Source organism: Vibrio sp. D173a (genome assembly GCF_030248475.1).
In genome coordinates this window covers 12,483-26,952 of sequence record NZ_JAHGAH010000065.1, presented here as the reverse complement: position 1 = coordinate 26,952, position 14,470 = coordinate 12,483, and the positions used below count along the sequence as shown (strand labels likewise).

The 14,470-nt window shown below is 44.7% G+C and carries 14 protein-coding genes and 2 tRNA genes; 5 read left to right on the top strand and 11 right to left on the bottom strand.

Features of this window, described 5'->3' with window-relative positions:
- Positions 1-36: 36 nt before the first annotated feature.
- From rimP to rlmE, 8 genes are all read right to left on the bottom strand, one after another.
- Positions 37-492, bottom strand: coding sequence for a ribosome maturation factor RimP (rimP, locus tag KIV40_RS07545; protein ID WP_005530330.1), 456 nt, complete (start codon positions 490-492; stop codon positions 37-39).
- Between the two features lie 232 nt (positions 493-724).
- Positions 725-801: transfer RNA gene (locus KIV40_RS07540), tRNA-Met, on the bottom strand.
- A 56-nt stretch (positions 802-857) separates the two neighbouring features.
- Positions 858-941 (bottom strand) — tRNA-Leu (locus KIV40_RS07535).
- An 18-nt stretch (positions 942-959) separates the two neighbouring features.
- On the bottom strand, positions 960-1,298 hold the full coding sequence (gene secG / locus KIV40_RS07530; RefSeq protein WP_005530332.1) for a preprotein translocase subunit SecG: 339 nt from the start codon (positions 1,296-1,298) through the stop codon (positions 960-962).
- Between the two features lie 225 nt (positions 1,299-1,523).
- Positions 1,524-2,864, bottom strand: coding sequence for a phosphoglucosamine mutase (gene glmM, locus KIV40_RS07525; protein ID WP_285348549.1), 1,341 nt, complete (start codon positions 2,862-2,864; stop codon positions 1,524-1,526).
- 19 nt (positions 2,865-2,883) lie between these two features.
- On the bottom strand, positions 2,884-3,714 hold the full coding sequence (gene folP, locus KIV40_RS07520) for a dihydropteroate synthase (RefSeq protein WP_228174576.1): 831 nt from the start codon (positions 3,712-3,714) through the stop codon (positions 2,884-2,886).
- Positions 3,715-3,783: 69 nt separating this feature from the next.
- A complete protein-coding gene (gene ftsH / locus KIV40_RS07515; RefSeq protein ID WP_285348548.1) occupies positions 3,784-5,760 on the bottom strand; it encodes an ATP-dependent zinc metalloprotease FtsH in 1,977 nt (658 codons plus the stop codon).
- A gap of 108 nt (positions 5,761-5,868) precedes the next feature.
- On the bottom strand, positions 5,869-6,498 hold the full coding sequence (rlmE, locus tag KIV40_RS07510; RefSeq protein WP_285348546.1) for a 23S rRNA (uridine(2552)-2'-O)-methyltransferase RlmE: 630 nt from the start codon (positions 6,496-6,498) through the stop codon (positions 5,869-5,871).
- A gap of 138 nt (positions 6,499-6,636) precedes the next feature.
- On the opposite strand from rlmE, the gene yhbY reads away from it, so the two are divergent.
- Complete coding sequence (yhbY, locus tag KIV40_RS07505; RefSeq protein ID WP_005425257.1) at positions 6,637-6,933, top strand: ribosome assembly RNA-binding protein YhbY; 297 nt, start codon at positions 6,637-6,639, stop codon at positions 6,931-6,933.
- A gap of 92 nt (positions 6,934-7,025) precedes the next feature.
- Here the strand turns inward: yhbY and greA are convergent, their stop codons facing one another.
- Positions 7,026-7,499 carry a transcription elongation factor GreA gene (greA, locus tag KIV40_RS07500; RefSeq protein WP_005530343.1) on the bottom strand — a complete coding sequence of 158 codons (474 nt, stop codon included), beginning with the start codon at positions 7,497-7,499 and terminating at the stop codon, positions 7,026-7,028.
- 537 nt (positions 7,500-8,036) lie between these two features.
- Between greA and KIV40_RS07495 the strand changes: the two genes are divergently transcribed.
- Both KIV40_RS07495 and dacB read left to right on the top strand, forming a co-directional pair.
- On the top strand, positions 8,037-9,050 hold the full coding sequence (locus tag KIV40_RS07495; protein WP_285348544.1) for a porin: 1,014 nt from the start codon (positions 8,037-8,039) through the stop codon (positions 9,048-9,050).
- 117 nt (positions 9,051-9,167) lie between these two features.
- Positions 9,168-10,592, top strand: a complete 1,425-nt coding sequence (gene dacB / locus KIV40_RS07490; protein ID WP_285348543.1) for a serine-type D-Ala-D-Ala carboxypeptidase — start codon at positions 9,168-9,170, stop codon at positions 10,590-10,592.
- Here the strand turns inward: dacB and KIV40_RS07485 are convergent.
- On the bottom strand, positions 10,571-11,416 hold the full coding sequence (locus KIV40_RS07485; RefSeq protein ID WP_005425264.1) for a magnesium transporter: 846 nt from the start codon (positions 11,414-11,416) through the stop codon (positions 10,571-10,573). The two genes, dacB and KIV40_RS07485, sit on opposite strands and share 22 nt — an antisense overlap.
- Before the next feature lie 14 nt (positions 11,417-11,430).
- Here KIV40_RS07485 and KIV40_RS07480 point away from each other — a divergent pair, with 14 nt between their 5' ends.
- On the top strand, positions 11,431-11,697 hold the full coding sequence (locus tag KIV40_RS07480) for a hypothetical protein (RefSeq protein WP_041853283.1): 267 nt from the start codon (positions 11,431-11,433) through the stop codon (positions 11,695-11,697).
- Positions 11,698-11,838: 141 nt separating this feature from the next.
- On the opposite strand, the gene tyrS is transcribed toward KIV40_RS07480, so the two are convergent.
- Positions 11,839-13,026 (bottom strand): tyrosine--tRNA ligase, encoded by a 1,188-nt coding sequence (gene tyrS, locus KIV40_RS07475; protein ID WP_012128832.1) that lies wholly within the window; start codon positions 13,024-13,026, stop codon positions 11,839-11,841.
- A 130-nt stretch (positions 13,027-13,156) separates the two neighbouring features.
- Here tyrS and KIV40_RS07470 point away from each other — a divergent pair, with 130 nt between their 5' ends.
- Positions 13,157-14,446, top strand: coding sequence for a peptidoglycan DD-metalloendopeptidase family protein (locus KIV40_RS07470; protein WP_285348541.1), 1,290 nt, complete (start codon positions 13,157-13,159; stop codon positions 14,444-14,446).
- The last annotated feature ends 24 nt before the right edge of the window (positions 14,447-14,470 follow it).

Sequence of the window (14,470 nt, the reverse complement as noted above, 5' to 3'; positions counted from 1 at the left end):
TGTATTTAGCCTCTAAGCTTCAAATTTTTTAGGGAACTAAAATTTAGGGATCAGGTTAGCTTTTGAAATGTTACTTAGAGCAAACTCTTCTTGTTGCCCTTCACAAGTAACTGCAATTGTCTCACCATCAACGCTGTGGATAATACCTTTCCACTTACGACGGTTTGCAACAGCCATTTTCAATACGATGCTGACCTCGTGACCAATAAATTGCTCGTAATGTGCTGCTTTGAAAAGTGGTCTTTCTAAGCCTGGAGAAGAAACTTCTAGGCTGTAAGCAACAGAAATTGGATCTTCAACGTCTAATACTGCGCTTACCTGATGGCTAACTTCTGCACAGGCATCTACGTTGATACCATTTTCATGGTCGATGTAGATACGCAACGTTGAGTGCGCACCCGCACGAATAAATTCTAATCCAACCAACTCGTAGCCTGTTGCTTCTACAGGAGCTTCAAGCATTTCAGTAAGTTGTCTTTCTAAACCAGTCATTTGAACCACTCCAGAAACAAAAAAAGGGCTCAGAGCCCAATCAAAAAACCAAGCAGTGATCTGAGTTAAATTACAAAAACTCAGATAACAAAAAACCCCGAAAGTCGGGGTTTTATGCTGCTGGACCCTGATACGTTAAGAATAGCCAAAAACTGCTTTTCTTAACTCACAGTGTGGTTAGCACTGTGCAAACTTGCCAATCGAATCATTCTTTCCATATAAAAGAAGAGATTGGTTGCGGGGGCCGGATTTGAACCGACGACCTTCGGGTTATGAGCCCGACGAGCTACCAAGCTGCTCCACCCCGCGTCCGCCTTGCTGAGCATTATACGCTCAACTAAGTGATTTACAAGTTTGTAAATTCATGGTGCCGAGAGAGGGACTCGAACCCTCACACCTAAGGCACTAGCACCTCATGCTAGCGTGTCTACCAATTTCACCATCTCGGCTACATAAACCTTTACAGCTTATTGTGGAATCTCATCACCTGTAGGTGCTGGAACTTCACTTGCTGCATCTTTAACTTGTTCTACAACTGGTTGACCTAGTGTTGGGTCTACCCATTGTGACTCAGTCTTGTGCGTAGACATACGACCAAGTAGCAAGCTAACGATAAAAAATACGGTTGCTAAAATAGCAGTTGTTCGGGTTAAGAAATTACCTGAGCCGCTTGCACCAAACACTGTGTTTGAAGCACCTGCACCGAACGAGGCTCCCATATCTGCGCCTTTACCTTGTTGAATCAACACAAGGCCAATCACACCAAGCGCCGCCAACAGGTAAATCACAAGTAGAACTGAAAACATTTTTTTCCACCTATGTTCCAAATTGTTGAGCCAGCGCCGTTCAAAAACAATCGTGTTTATTTATGAACAAGGCTAGCGACCTCCTAACGGGAGGTGGAGCAATACTAGCGAAAGCCAGTAACGCTGACAAGGGAAAATTAGTAAAAAGTCACCACCAACGCATTAAGCGCTCAAAAAAAGGGCAAAAGTTGCCCTTTCCTCTCGCAAAATGGGTTAAAGCAATGATTAACAACTTGCTTTTACAGCTTCTGCAATCTTAAGCGCAGAGCTTTGAACAAGTTCCGCATCTTCACCTTCCACCATTACACGAATAAGTGGTTCAGTGCCTGATTTACGTAGTAATACTCGGCCTTTGTCGCCCAACTCTGCTTCTACTTCTGCAACTGAGTCTAGCACTGCTTGCGCTTCAAGTGGGTTGCTTTCACCAGCAAAACGTACGTTCTCTAGTACTTGTGGGTAAAGCGTCATACCTTGAGACAGGTCGTGCAATGTCATTTCGCTACCGACAACAGAAGCAAGCACTTGCAACGCTGCTACGATAGCGTCACCAGTAGTCACTTTATCTAGCAAGATAACGTGGCCTGAGTTTTCAGCACCGATCTTCCAACCTTTAGCAAGTAGTTGCTCCATCACGTAACGGTCGCCAACCGCAGCACGTACGAACGGAATACCCAATTGCTTCAGGCCATTTTCCATACCTAGGTTAGTCATTAGCGTACCAACGACACCGCCTTTTAGTTCGCCGCGACGCAGTGCATCACGAGCGATGATGTAAGCAATTTGGTCGCCATCGATCTTGTTGCCCAAGTGGTCAACCATGATAATACGGTCGCCGTCACCATCGAACGCAAGGCCTAGGTGAGCTTGCTCTTCTACAACACGTTTTTGTAGCGCACGAACGTCTGTCGCACCAACTTCAGCATTGATGTTAGTACCGTTTGGCTCAACGCCCATTGCAACAACGTCAGCACCTAGCTCTTTAAATACGTTAGGAGCGATGTGGTAAGTAGCACCATGGGCACAATCAACCACAATCTTCACGTTCGCTAGGCTAAGATCTGATGGGAAGGTACTCTTACAAAACTCGATGTAACGACCAGCCGCGTCGTTCAGGCGGGTTGCTTTACCAAGCTCAGCAGACTCCACACATTCAATGTCTTTATCTAGCTCAGCTTCAATAGCAAGCTCGATATCATCCGGAAGCTTAGTACCCTCAGATGAGAAGAACTTGATGCCGTTATCATAGTATGGGTTGTGAGAAGCTGAAATAACGATGCCCGCTTCAGCTCGGAAGGTTTGCGTTAGGTAAGCAACCGCTGGGGTTGGCATTGGACCAGTAAAGGTTGCTTTCAGGCCAGCAGCGGCAAGACCGGCTTCAAGAGCAGATTCAAGCATGTAACCAGAGATACGCGTATCTTTACCGATGATAACTTTTTTTGTGCCTTGTTTCGCTAGTACACGACCAGCTGCCCAGCCAAGCTGCAGTACAAAATCTGGAGTAATTGGGTATTGTCCAACTTTACCGCGTACGCCATCAGTACCGAAATAACGTCTTTTATCAGACATGAAACTTTCCTTAATTCTTTTAGATATTTTTGTTCGTCATCTCAACCACTTTCATTGCTTCAATGGTTTCTTCAAAGTCATGAACTCGAATAATTTGCGCGCCTTTCATCGCCGCGATAGTCGCACAGACGACACTCGCATTGGTGCAGTCAGCCGCTGGCTTATCCAACAGCTTGAAAATCATGGATTTACGCGACATACCAGCAAGGATTGGCAAGCCAAATTCATGGAACTTATCGAGATGAGCGAGCATATGATAATTGTGTTCTATGGTTTTGCCAAAACCAAAACCTGGGTCAAGGATAAGTTGAGACTTATCGATACCCACAGCCTCACAAGCAGCAATTCGTTCTTGAAGGAATGCAGAGACATCCCCCATCAGATCATCGTATTGAGGATTGGCTTGCATCGTACGTGGCTGGCCTTTCATGTGCATCAGGCAAATTGGCAACTTAGCTTCTGCTGCTACCTCTAATGCTCCTGGCTCTTGAAGCGCACGAACATCGTTAATAAGGTCTGCACCAGCAGCAACCGCTTGACGCATCACTTCAGCTTTACTGGTATCAACAGAAATCCAAACATCGTGCTTATCACGTATCGCTTGGATAACAGGAATCACACGTTGCAGTTCTTCTTCTAATTCAACATCAGGGGCACCTGGTCGTGTTGATTCACCACCGATATCGATGATGCTCACACCAGCGGCGATCATTTTCTCAACTTGAGCAAGCGCTAATTCAAGTGAGTTAAATTTACCACCATCAGAAAATGAGTCAGGCGTGACATTGAGGATTGCCATAACATGAGGGCGAGAAAGATCGAGAGATTTGTTGTTTGCTTTAATAATCATAGCGTTAATAATCACAACAGATACAAAAACCCCGAGCTTAACTCGGGGTTTGTTATCAAAGACTACTCTTTATTCAGAGTCTTTCTTTTCTGGCGCTTCGCTTGAAGTCGCTTCTTGAGACGTTGATTGCTCTACAGGTTTTGTAGGCTCAACTGGCTTCTCTTCTGCTTTTACTTCAGGCTTCGCTTGAGGCTTATCGTTATCTTCTGGTTTGTTTGGCTTGTCGCCCCAACCAGCAGGTTCACGGAGCTCAGCTTTACGCTCCATTAGGTCATCAATCTGGCCAGCATCAATGGTCTCATACTTCATTAGCGCATCTTTCATCGCATGCATGATGTCCATGTTATCTTCCAAGATTTTCTTCGCACGGTCATAGTTGCGGTCGATGATCTTACGAACTTCGTCGTCGATCAGCTTCGCTGTGTCATCAGACATGTGTTTAGTCTGTGTCACACTACGACCAAGGAACACTTCACCTTCTTCTTCCGCGTACAGAAGCGGACCAAGTTTCTCAGAGAAGCCCCACTGCGTCACCATCTTACGAGCGATGTCTGTTGCACGTTCGATATCGTTCGATGCACCTGTCGATACTTTGTCAGCACCGTAGATCAGCTCTTCCGCTAGACGACCACCGTACAAGCTAGAAACCATTGATTCTAGGTGTTGGCGAGACATACTCACACGGTCTTGCTCAGGTAGGTACATAGTCACACCCAATGCACGACCACGTGGAATGATAGACACTTTGTACACTGGATCGTGTTCCGGAACTAGGCGACCAACAATCGCGTGACCTGCTTCGTGGTAAGCTGTTGACTCTTTTACTTCTTCAGACATCACCATCGAACGGCGCTCTGCACCCATCATGATTTTGTCTTTCGCCAGTTCAAACTCAACCATTGAAACGTTGCGCTTGTTACCACGCGCAGCAAACAATGCAGCTTCGTTTACTAAGTTTGCTAGGTCAGCACCAGAGAAACCTGGAGTACCTCGCGCGATTAGAGAAGGCTCTACGTCACCCGCTAGAGGCACTTTACGCATGTGTACTTTAAGGATCTGCTCACGACCACGTACGTCTGGAAGACCAACAACCACTTGACGGTCAAAACGGCCAGGACGCAATAGCGCAGGGTCCAATACGTCAGGACGGTTAGTTGCTGCGATAACGATGATACCTTCGTTACCTTCGAAACCATCCATCTCAACCAGCATTTGGTTTAGGGTTTGTTCACGTTCATCGTGACCACCACCAACACCAGCACCACGCTGACGACCTACCGCATCGATCTCATCGATAAAGATGATACAAGGTGCTGCTTTCTTCGCTTGCTCAAACATGTCACGCACACGAGATGCACCAACACCTACGAACATTTCTACGAAATCAGAACCAGAGATAGTAAAGAACGGTACTTTTGCTTCACCGGCAATGGCCTTCGCTAGAAGCGTTTTACCAGTACCAGGAGGACCAACCATTAGAACACCCGTTGGAATCTTACCGCCCAACTTCTGGAAGCGGCTTGGGTCACGCAGGTAATCAACAAGTTCTTTTACGTCTTCTTTTGCTTCGTCACAACCAGCAACGTCGGCAAAAGTAGTCTTGATTTGCTCTTCGCTCATCATGCGAGCTTTGCTCTTACCGAAAGACATAGCGCCTTTACCGCCGCCGCCTTGCATTTGACGCATGAAGAAAATCCATACACCAATCAGTAAGATCATAGGGAACCAAGAGATGAAAATTGTGCCAAGTAGGCTTTGCTCTTCAGGAGGCGTACCTTGCACTTTCACGTTTTGATTAATTAGGTCATCCAGAAGCTTTTGATCATACACCGGCATGTAAGTAACCATTTTGGCACCGCCGCCGCGACGAACAAAGCTAATCTCACCGTCTTTAAAAGTTGCTTCTTGAATCTGGCCTTGGCCAACTTCCTGTACAAACGTGGTGTAATCCACGGTTCTGCCATTGCTTTCTCCAGGGCCAAAGCTCTGGAATACCGACATCAATACGACAGCGATAACAAGCCACAGAATTAAATTTTTTGCCATGTCACTCAAGGTGTCAGCCTCTCGATAACTAATTGTAATTAAAGGTAGGGTACTACAGTTCATTACCTGTAGCTATAGTGTTAACCATGCTCTAAACGAGCGAAATAGTTAACCTTTGTAACCAGTGGCTACAACAAAGACTTCTCGTGAGCGAGCTCGCGATGAGTCTGGTTTTCTGATTTTTACGACTTTAAACATGTCTCGGACTTCTTTCACAAATTGATCGAAGCCTTCACCCTGGAAAACCTTTACGACAAAGCTACCATTAGGTGCTAGAACTTGTCGACACATATCTAAAGCCAATTCAACTAAATACATAGCTCGTGGCTGATCTACAGAATTATTACCAGCAATGTTAGGCGCCATGTCAGACATTACTACGTCCACCATTGAAGGTTGGATTCTTTCTAACAGAGCATCTAATACTGCCTCGTCACGAAAGTCACCTTGTAGGAAGCTTACGCCAGCGATTGGATCCATAGGCAATAAGTCACATGCAATGATTTGACCTTCTTCACCTATTATCTTAGCAGCATATTGAGACCATCCACCTGGAGCGGCGCCTAAATCGACGACAGTCATCCCAGATTTCAACAATTTATCTTTCGTTTGGATCTCTTCAATTTTGAAATAAGCACGAGAACGGAAGCCTTTTTTACGAGCTTCGTTTGCGTATTTATCATAAAAGTGTTCTTTCAACCAACGACCAGAACTAGCCGAATGTTTTTGTTTACTCATTTTAATCCCAACAAGGCGTAATTAGGAGCTATTGTTTTAATAGGCTCAACCTATTACTCAATAAATTATAGTCTTCAGCAATAGATGGCGTTAAAATAGCTTTTTTCAACCCTTATTTTAAAGAAAATTGGCCGCGTAATGAACCTAAGCACCAAACAAAAGCAGCACCTTAAAGGCCTAGCTCACAGTTTAAAACCTGTTGTGCTAATGGGCGCAAATGGACTTACAGAAGCCGTGCTAGCAGAAATTGAAATCGCTCTTGACCACCACGAACTGATCAAAATTAAAGTTGCATCAGAAGACCGTGAGACAAAACAGCTGATCATCGACGCTATCGTACGTGAAACGGGCGCTGAAAAAGTGCAGACAATTGGTAAAGTACTTGTGCTATACCGCCAGTCTGAAGAGCGTAAAATCGAAATCCCACGTAAGTAATCCCTACTTACGCAGCGGAAGAAGAAAAGGTCGCCATGCGCGACCTTTTTTGCATCTACTGTTTACATCAGCGAATAGACAGCATCGCCTAATTAGATGTACTCAACGCTGTCAATTTCGAAGTCTTTCGCACCACCAGGGGTTTGAATAACCACTTCGTCACCTTCCATCTTACCGATCAGGCCACGAGCAATTGGAGAACTGATTGAGATACGACCTGCTTTAATATCTGCTTCGTCGTCACCCACGATTTGGTAGGTTTTCTCTTCTTCCGTATCACAATCAATCAGAGTTACGGTTGAGCCAAAAATCACCTTACCAGTGTTGTCCATCGATGTTACGTCAATTACTTGAGCAACAGACAGTTTGTATTCAATGTCACGAATTTGTGCTTCACAGATACCCTGCTCTTCACGAGCTGCGTGGTATTCAGCGTTTTCTTTCAAGTCGCCTAGTTCACGCGCTTCTGCGATTGCTTCTGAAATTTGCGGGCGAAGCTTTAGTAGACGATCAAGCTCGGTACGTAGCAATTGTTCGCCACGTAGTGTCATTGGAACTTTTTCCATTATATAACCTCAAGGCCAAAGGTGTCTTTGGACAAAAAAAGCCTACCCAATCATGATGATTGGGTAGTACGTTCAAAGATTCTGTTTTGATTAGTTTAAACAAACTGGGATATGAAATCACCCTAATTCGATTTTGCCATCCAGTTGCGTGCTTAATACCTTGTCATCAATGGCTTTTAGATTTAACCATCATCGCAGTTTATTGAAAAACAACACTGTTCATTACACTAAAAACATCAAAAAAGATAAAAACAAATCAATGTCAGACCAATATCATCGCGACACAAGCCATTGTTTAACAACAACTTACAAAACAAAAGCAAACAATTGAACACTGTTCATTAGTTGGATTTATATCATTTTACTAACTCATAAGGAAACTTTAGCAGTAAAACATGTCCGGCAAGTTGTTACGTCATCGGTTTTTCGAATGTGGGCGATTCTCACGAATAAAACCATACGCATAACGATAACTTGTGAGAGATAACCTCTCCCCCATAAAACAATGATTATGGACAGCTAACTAGGACAAATAAAATGAAAAAGACTCTAATTGCTCTTTCTGTATCTGCAGCAGCTATGGCAACTGGCGTTAACGCAGCTGAGCTTTACAACCAAGACGGTACTTCTCTAGAAATTGGCGGCCGTGCTGAAGCACGTCTATCTATGAAAGATGGCGATGTAGCGGACAACTCTCGTATCCGTCTAAACTTCCTTGGTACTCAAGCAATCAACGACAACCTATACGGTGTTGGTTTCTGGGAAGGTGAGTTCACTACAGCTGAAAACGGCGGCGTAGACGGCAACAGCAATCTAGATACTCGTTACGCATACGCTGGTCTTGGCGGTGCTTTCGGTGAAATGACTTACGGTAAAAACGACGGTGCACTAGGCGTTATTACTGACTTCACAGATATCATGGCTTACCACGGTAACTCTGCTGCTGACAAACTAGCTGCAGCTGACCGTTCTGACAACATGTTCTCTTACAAAGGCCAATTCGAAAACCTAGCTGTTAAAGCTAGCTACCGTTTTGCTGACCGTGAAGAAGTTAAAAATTCTGACGGTGTTGTAGACCACTACACAGACAACGGCGAAGATGGTTACTCTCTATCTGCAATCTACACGCTAGGCGACACTGGTCTTGACCTAGGTGCTGGTTACGCAGATCAAGCTGACGCTAACGAATACATGCTTGCTGCTTCTTACACTATGGGCGATCTATACTTCGCTGGTGTATTCACTGATGGTGAAAAAGCAGCTAAAAACGGTGACTACACTGGTTACGAACTAGCAGGTGCTTACACTCTAGGTCAAACTGTATTCACAACTACATACAACAACGCAGAAACTGACGGCGAAACGTCTGCAAACAACTTCGCTGTTGACGCGTCTTACTACTTCAAGCCTAACTTCCGTGGCTACGTATCGTACAACTTCAACCTAATTTCTGAAGGTGATACTTTCGGTTCTGTAGGTGCTGGCAACGATAAAGCAACTAAAGCTCAAGCAGAAGACGAGCTAGCTCTAGGTCTACGTTACGACTTCTAATTCAGTCTTACGACTTGAAGATAAAATGCCCGCACAACGCGGGCATTTTTTATATCCAGAATTCTGCAATTTTTCGGTATATACTCAATTGCATAACTAACCTCACGAACTGTCATTATGCGCTTACGTTGGTCTTTATTACTTTTTTCTAGTCTCGTTCCACTCACATCAATGGCCTATCCTCATCAAGAGGTTTTGCCAGAAGGCTCTCGTGTCAGCTTGATTGCTGAAAAACTCAATGACCAAAGTGAGCTAACAGGTATTCATCCAACCGATCAGTATTTCCCACCAGCCAGCACGCTAAAAGTCGTCACTGCATTAGCGGCAAAACTTGAACTGGGAAACGGCTTTGCGTTTCGCACCACCTTAGAGAGCTCAAACTCAGACGCGGTAATTACTTTTTCTGGAGATCCAACGTTACTGACTCAAGATCTAAAAACCATGCTGACACGAGCCAAGAAAAATGGTTTGAATCAAATCAAAGGCGACCTTTGGCTAGATAACAGCGCTTTTACTGGTTATAACCGTGCTGTAGGTTGGCCATGGGATATTCTGGGGGTTTGCTACAGTGCTCCAGCTTCTGCTATTACGTTGAATGATAACTGTGTCCAAGCTTCTATCTACACACAGAAAAATGGTTCTACTCGCGTCTACGTCCCAGAACATCAACCAATAAACGTAAAAACCAGTGTTCAAACCGTCTCTAGAAGCGTTCAGAAGAGCCGTCACTGTGATTTAGACCTTATTGCTAACCCAGATAACAAATATGAACTAACCGGCTGTCTGGTCGATCGTGGCGACAAGCCCCTTCCTCTTAAATTCGCCGTGCAAGATCCTGAACGCTACACCAGCCAAAAAGTACAAAGGTTACTCAAGCAAGTTGGTATCTCATTAAAAGGCAATATTCGAATTGGTAAAGCACCAGAAAAGCAGCGTAGGTTGCTTGCAGTACATAAGTCTAAACCGTTGCCACAACTTTTAGACCAAATGCTCAAACGCTCTGACAACTTGATTGCTGACACGCTGACTAAAACACTTGGCGCGAAGTTTTTTGTTCAACCGGGAAGCTTTACTAATGGCACAGAAGCTATCAAACAGATCATCTTTGCCAATACAGGTGTCGATATTCGTAATGCAAGATTAGAGGACGGCTCTGGCTTATCACGCAACAACCGAATTTCAGCCACTTCTATGGCGGCTATTTTGCGTTACATTTGGCAGCATGAGAAGGAGCTTAACCTGATCGCAATCATGCCTAAGTCTGGTGAGTCGGGCACTTTGCAATACCGTAAAAGTATGCGCAAAGCGCCGATCAAAGGTCAGTTGATAGCGAAGAGCGGTTCGCTGTACGGAACCTATAACATGGCAGGCTATGGATTAGATAAGAACGGAAAACCAAATACTTTATTTGTTCAGTTTGTATCGGACTACTTTCCAGAAAAGAGGGACGATAACAAGCCTGTCATCCCCCCTATTACGCAGTTTGAGAAGTTGTTCTACCAAGACATTGTGAGTTTCAGTCAGGCAATGCCTAAGAAGTAGTTCACCACGGTAAAGTAGATCCACATCCCTGAAATATCGACAATCGATGCTAAGACTGGGCTCACCAAAACGGCTGGGTCCAGTTTACAAGCTCGAGCAATAATAGGAAGTAATCCGCCTAGCGTGGTTGAAATGGTCACCTGAATAAACAACGCGACGGCAATCGCCAACGCGATATCCTCAATCGCAAAGCCTCCTGTCGATTGCCCCCCACTGAATAACATGATGCGGCCGACCATCACGATAGCAATCGCTAACGCGATAAACAGAGCTACGCGGCTTTCTTTCCACAAAACCTCCAACCATTGGCGCTTCTTAAGCTCTCCTGTTGCAAGAGCACGAATCACCAAAGTTGCAGCTTGAGTTCCCGTGTTGCCACCAGCCGCCGCGATAACCGGCATGTAAACCGCCAGCAAAACAAGTTGGCTCAAGGTGTCTTCATATTGAGCGATGATTAAGCCAGACACAATCCCAAGCAATGCAAGTGCAATGATCCAGCCAATACGCTGCTTCACATGCCCTAGCACGCTCGTAGAAAGATAACCGTCTGGTGTATCAACCTCAGACATATGCAGACCTAACTGGTGAGCATAATGACGAGCACGTTTGTCATGCCCAGCTTGTTCAAGTTGAGCAATCAAGCTATTTACATAGCCAACTGAACAGTGCTGCAAAATACCAACCGCCTCATCGATAGGCATAATGGTGAGTAAATGCAGTTGCTGCTCTTGCTCGTATCGCAAAAACGCATTACGAGCGGCACCAATTTCTACTTCAGAAAAGTTTGGTGTTGTTTCAATAAAAGTGTTGTTCATTACCGTCATGGCGAATCTCCCGATTGGCATTGGTAACGACCATCGACAACGCACGCAAAAAGCCTTCAGCACAGTCCATACATGTATTAGAAACACTGGATGTGCGAAAACATCAATGCCAAAGCACTGTCTATTCAGAATTTATGAAAGGAAATAACAAGAAGGAAAAATTAGAAAAGATGCCTCACCACTCAGGTAAGGCGGAGATCGCCAATACCGAAGCGGGTTATTTCGCTCCCTTAATCTTACTCACCCAACAACTGGGAGGATGGTCGGTATTGTTCATGTAAATCTCCGATAAAGCTGCTCACCTAGCAGCGCGCGTATAGTAGCAAAAATGCGTCACTTTTACAGTCAATCTCTTGTGGATTCACCAAATTTTCATACAAAAAAAGCGCCCAGTGGGCGCTTTCATTTTGAGCAGTTATGGATTACTTGATAGTAATACGTGCGAATTTACGTTTACCTACTTGGAATACGTAAGTGCCTACTTCAGGAGCAAACTTCGCATCAGCAACTTTCTCGCCTTCAATCTTAGCAGCACCTTGCTTAACCATGCGCATTGCTTCAGAAGTTGAAGCACATAGACCCGCTTCTTTCAGTAGGTTTGCTACTGGCGTGCCAGCCTCAAAATCAAACTCTGGCATTTCGTCAGGGATTTGGTTCTTAGCAAAACGGTTCACGAACTCTTGCTCTGCTGCATCTGCATCCGCTTCACTGTGGAAACGAGCAATGATTTCTTTCGCTAGCAGAACTTTAATATCGCGAGGGTTCTTACCCGCTTCTACGTCAGCTTTAAACTGTGCAATTTCTTCCAATGGACGGAAAGACAGTAGCTCGTAGTAGCTCCACATTAGAACGTCAGAAATAGACATGATCTTACCAAACATTTCGCTTGGTGCTTCGCTGATACCAATGTAGTTACCAGAAGACTTAGACATCTTCTTCTCACCATCTAGACCTACTAGAAGCGGCATCATCAGTACAACTTGAGGTTTTTGACCGTGAGATTTTTGCAGTTCACGACCCATTAGTAGGTTGAACTTCTGGTCAGTACCACCAAGCTCAACGTCCGTTTCCATTGCTACTGAGTCCCAACCTTGAAGTAGTGGGTACATGAACTCATGAATAGCGATTGGCTGGCCACCAGCGTAACGCTTTTTAAAGTCATCACGTTCTAGCATACGAGCAACGGTTTGGTTCGCTGCAAGGCGAATCATACCTTCTGCGCCAAGCTCAGATAGCCACTCAGAGTTGAACTGAATTTTTGTCTTAGCTGGATCTAGGATTTTGAACACCTGCTCTTTGTACGTTTCTGCGTTACGCAGAACATCTTCACGGCTTAGCGGTGGACGAGTTGAGTTCTTACCTGTTGGGTCACCAACCATTGCAGTGAAGTCACCGATTAGGAACGTCACTTCATGACCTAGTTCTTGGAACAAGCGAAGCTTATTGAAAATAACCGTATGGCCTAGGTGAATGTCAGGTGCTGTTGGGTCGGCGCCCAATTTAATACGTAGAGGACGACCTTCTTTTAGTTTTGCGATCAGCTCTTCTTCTGGAATCAGCTCTTCAACACCGCGCTTAATCTCGGCTAATGCAGCTTCAATGCTCGCCATTCTTGTTCACTCCCACAGATTTGGCAAAAATATAATAGCTGAACATCTTACTTGAATAGCGATGCATTTTGAAACACGTTAGACTAGGTAGTTGTCAATTTTTACGTTTAATTTAGTAATCAAGTACCTCATGCATTCGATTTTTGTCCGACTACCGCTCTTGCACAAAGTACTGATCGGTTTTTTTAGTGCGCTGATCATCGTCGCGCTGTTTTTCTTACCCGATCCGCAAGACCTCGATCCGCAGCAAAGCCGACTCAAAGTCGGTGAGCATTATTCGGTACCGATTTCTGTGGAATCCCCCGAGCGCAGCACTTCTTCTACTCTTCCTTCTGTTTTGCGCTGGGAAACATACAAAGTCAAAAATGGTGAAAGTGCCGCTGTACTTTTTAACCGCGTCGGTTTATCTCCTCGCCTTCTGCATGAACTGATTACTTCAGATAAAGAAATCAAAGAGCAACTCACTCGACTGCGTCCTGGTAACAGGCTGCAATTTGGCTTTGATGAAAATAACGACTTTATTCAACTAAAACGCACACTCAATGCATTCGAAACGTTCCGCATTAAACTGCAAGGTGGCAAATACGTTTCTGAGGTGGACAAAAAAGAAGTCGATTACCAATACAACTACTCTGAAGCAACAATCAAATCCAACTTCTGGAATGCGGGGATTTCATCCGGTTTGAATGCAAACCAAATTATGGAACTGGCGGGAATTTTTGGTTGGGATATCGACTTTGCTTTGGACATTCGTAAAAACGATACCTTCCGCGTGCTTTACCAAGAGGAAGTGGTTGAAGGCGAAGTGATTGGACGCGGAAAAATCATTGCTGCAATCTTTAACAACCAAGGTGACACCTTTACCGCAATCTTAGATGAGAAGAGCGGTAAGTACTACGATGAAAATGGCCGAGCGATGAAGAAAGCCTTCTTACGAGCACCTTTGGATTTCCGTCGTGTTACCTCTAACTTTAATCCTCGTCGCTTACACCCAGTTACCGGGAGAGTTCGCCCTCACAGAGGTACCGATTATGCCGCGCCTGTAGGCACACCAATTTGGGCTGCGGGTAATGGTGTTGTGCAAAAATCAGCGTACAACAAATTCAATGGTAACTACGTGTTTATTAAACACAGCAATACCTACATTACTAAATACTTACACTTAACTAAGCGAACAGTAAAAACGGGGCAACGCGTTAAGCAAGGTCAAACCATCGGTACGCTGGGTGGTACTGGCCGTGTAACTGGTCCACACTTGCACTACGAATTCTTGGTTAACGGCGTTCATAAAAACCCAAGAACGGTAAACTTACCGCAGTCGAAATCTCTGACCGGTAAAGCAAAACAAACCTTCTTGGCAAACGCAAAGATCAGTATGGCTAAGCTGGATCGCTACAGTAAATTACTCGCGATGAAGTAGCTAAAACGATTTAAATTGAACAAT

Coding starts and splice junctions, on each gene's coding strand:
- rimP (WP_005530330.1), bottom strand. CDS start 492: ATGACTGGTTTAGAAAGACAACTTACTGAAATGCTTGAAGCTCCTGTA.
- secG (WP_005530332.1), bottom strand. CDS start 1,298: ATGTTTTCAGTTCTACTTGTGATTTACCTGTTGGCGGCGCTTGGTGTG.
- glmM (WP_285348549.1), bottom strand. CDS start 2,864: ATGTCTGATAAAAGACGTTATTTCGGTACTGATGGCGTACGCGGTAAA.
- folP (WP_228174576.1), bottom strand. CDS start 3,714: ATGATTATTAAAGCAAACAACAAATCTCTCGATCTTTCTCGCCCTCAT.
- ftsH (WP_285348548.1), bottom strand. CDS start 5,760: ATGGCAAAAAATTTAATTCTGTGGCTTGTTATCGCTGTCGTATTGATG.
- rlmE (WP_285348546.1), bottom strand. CDS start 6,498: ATGAGTAAACAAAAACATTCGGCTAGTTCTGGTCGTTGGTTGAAAGAA.
- yhbY (WP_005425257.1), top strand. CDS start 6,637: ATGAACCTAAGCACCAAACAAAAGCAGCACCTTAAAGGCCTAGCTCAC.
- greA (WP_005530343.1), bottom strand. CDS start 7,499: ATGGAAAAAGTTCCAATGACACTACGTGGCGAACAATTGCTACGTACC.
- KIV40_RS07495 (WP_285348544.1), top strand. CDS start 8,037: ATGAAAAAGACTCTAATTGCTCTTTCTGTATCTGCAGCAGCTATGGCA.
- dacB (WP_285348543.1), top strand. CDS start 9,168: ATGCGCTTACGTTGGTCTTTATTACTTTTTTCTAGTCTCGTTCCACTC.
- KIV40_RS07485 (WP_005425264.1), bottom strand. CDS start 11,416: ATGACGGTAATGAACAACACTTTTATTGAAACAACACCAAACTTTTCT.
- tyrS (WP_012128832.1), bottom strand. CDS start 13,026: ATGGCGAGCATTGAAGCTGCATTAGCCGAGATTAAGCGCGGTGTTGAA.
- KIV40_RS07470 (WP_285348541.1), top strand. CDS start 13,157: ATGCATTCGATTTTTGTCCGACTACCGCTCTTGCACAAAGTACTGATC.